Here is a 2,494-nt window from a genome sequence, read left to right as displayed (position 1 = left end):
TCTCGTGACTGCGTGCCTTTTGAAGAATGAGCCTGCGAGTTTGCGGTGTGTTGCGAGGTTAACCCGGGTGGGGTAGCCGTAGCGAAAGCGAGTCCGAACAGGGCGTTTCAGTAGCACGCTCAAGACCCGAAGCGGAGTGATCTAGCCATGGGCAGGTTGAAGCGGAGGTAAGACTTCGTGGAGGACCGAACCCACCAGGGTTGAAAACCTGGGGGATGACCTGTGGTTAGGGGTGAAAGGCCAATCAAACTCCGTGATAGCTGGTTCTCCCCGAAATGCATTTAGGTGCAGCGTCGTGTGTTTCTTGCCGGAGGTAGAGCACTGGATAGGCGATGGGCCCTACCGGGTTACTGACCTTAGCCAAACTCCGAATGCCGGTAAGTGAGAGCGCGGCAGTGAGACTGTGGGGGATAAGCTCCATGGTCGAGAGGGAAACAGCCCAGAGCATCGACTAAGGCCCCTAAGCGTACGCTAAGTGGGAAAGGATGTGGAGTCGCAGAGACAACCAGGAGGTTGGCTTAGAAGCAGCCACCCTTGAAAGAGTGCGTAATAGCTCACTGGTCTAGTGATTCCGCGCCGACAATGTAGCGGGGCTCAAGCGTACCGCCGAAGTCGTGTCATTGCAGCTATAGGGCCAACGCCTGCTGTGATGGGTAGGGGAGCGTCGTGTGCCGGGTGAAGCAGCGCCGGAAGGCAGTTGTGGACGGTTCACGAGTGAGAATGCAGGCATGAGTAGCGATTCACACGTGAGAAACGTGTGCGCCGATTGACTAAGGGTTCCTGGGTCAAGCTGATCTGCCCAGGGTAAGTCGGGACCTAAGGCGAGGCCGACAGGCGTAGTCGATGGATAACCGGTTGATATTCCGGTACCCGCTGTGAAGCGTCAAACATTGAACCAGGCGATGCTAAGTCCGTGAAGCCGCCCTGGAGCCTTCGGGCAAAGGGGAGTGGTGGAGCCGACGGACCAGACCTGTAGTAGGTGAGTGATGGGGTGACGCAGGAAGGTAGTCCAGCCCGGGCGGTGGTTGTCCCGGGGTAAGGGTGTAGCCCGAGTGGTAGGTAAATCCGCCGCTCATGTGGGTGAGACCTGATGCCGAGCCGATTGTGGTGAAGTGGATGATCCTATGCTGTCGAGAAAAGCCTCTAGCGAGTTTCATGGCGGCCCGTACCCTAAACCGACTCAGGTGGTCAGGTAGAGAATACCGAGGCGTTCGGGTGAACTATGGTTAAGGAACTCGGCAAAATGCCCCCGTAACTTCGGGAGAAGGGGGGCCACGTCTGGTGAGGGGACTTGCTTCCTGAGCTGGGTGTGGCCGCAGAGACCAGCGAGAAGCGACTGTTTACTAAAAACACAGGTCCGTGCGAAGCCGTAAGGCGATGTATACGGACTGACGCCTGCCCGGTGCTGGAACGTTAAGGGGACCGGTTAGCTCCATTTCGGTGGGGCGAAGCTGAGAACTTAAGCGCCAGTAAACGGCGGTGGTAACTATAACCATCCTAAGGTAGCGAAATTCCTTGTCGGGTAAGTTCCGACCTGCACGAATGGCGTAACGACTTCTCGACTGTCTCAACCATAGGCCCGGTGAAATTGCACTACGAGTAAAGATGCTCGTTTCGCGCAGCAGGACGGAAAGACCCCGGGACCTTTACTACAGTTTGATATTGGTGTTCGGTTCGGCTTGTGTAGGATAGCTGGGAGACTGTGAAGCTTGGACGCCAGTTCAGGTGGAGTCGTCGTTGAAATACCAGTCTGGTCGTGCTGGATGTCTAACCTGGGTCCGTGATCCGGATCAGGGACAGTGTCTGATGGGTAGTTTAACTGGGGCGGTTGCCTCCTAAAGAGTAACGGAGGCGCCCAAAGGTTCCCTCAGCCTGGTTGGCAATCAGGTGTTGAGTGTAAGTGCACAAGGGAGCTTGACTGTGAGACCGACGGGTCGAGCAGGGACGAAAGTCGGGACTAGTGATCCGGCGGTGGCTTGTGGAAGCGCCGTCGCTCAACGGATAAAAGGTACCCCGGGGATAACAGGCTGATCTTCCCCAAGAGTCCATATCGACGGGATGGTTTGGCACCTCGATGTCGGCTCGTCGCATCCTGGGGCTGGAGTCGGTCCCAAGGGTTGGGCTGTTCGCCCATTAAAGCGGTACGCGAGCTGGGTTTAGAACGTCGTGAGACAGTTCGGTCCCTATCCGCTGCGCGCGCAGGAATATTGAGAAGGGCTGTCCCTAGTACGAGAGGACCGGGACGGACGAACCTCTGGTGTGCCAGTTGTTCTGCCAAGGGCATGGCTGGTTGGCTACGTTCGGGAGGGATAACCGCTGAAAGCATCTAAGCGGGAAGCCTGCTTCGAGATGAGTATTCCCACCCACTTGATGGGGTAAGGCTCCCAGTAGACGACTGGGTTGATAGGCCGGATCTGGAAGCACCGCAAGGTGTGGAGGTGACCGGTACTAATAGGCCGAGGGCTTGTCCTCAGTTGCTCGCGTCCACTGTGTT

General features: G+C 57.0%; 1 rRNA gene (cut by a window edge). It reads left to right on the top strand.

Annotated elements, in window-relative coordinates:
• A 23S ribosomal RNA gene (locus LJ657_RS47880) occupies positions 1 to 2,472 on the top strand; it begins 732 nt to the left of the window's first position.
• Positions 2,473 to 2,494 lie beyond the last annotated feature (22 nt).

Source organism: Streptomyces guryensis (assembly GCF_021261325.1).
GTDB classification, from domain to species: domain Bacteria; phylum Actinomycetota; class Actinomycetes; order Streptomycetales; family Streptomycetaceae; genus Streptomyces; species Streptomyces guryensis.
This window is presented reverse-complemented; position numbering and strand designations above follow the sequence as displayed.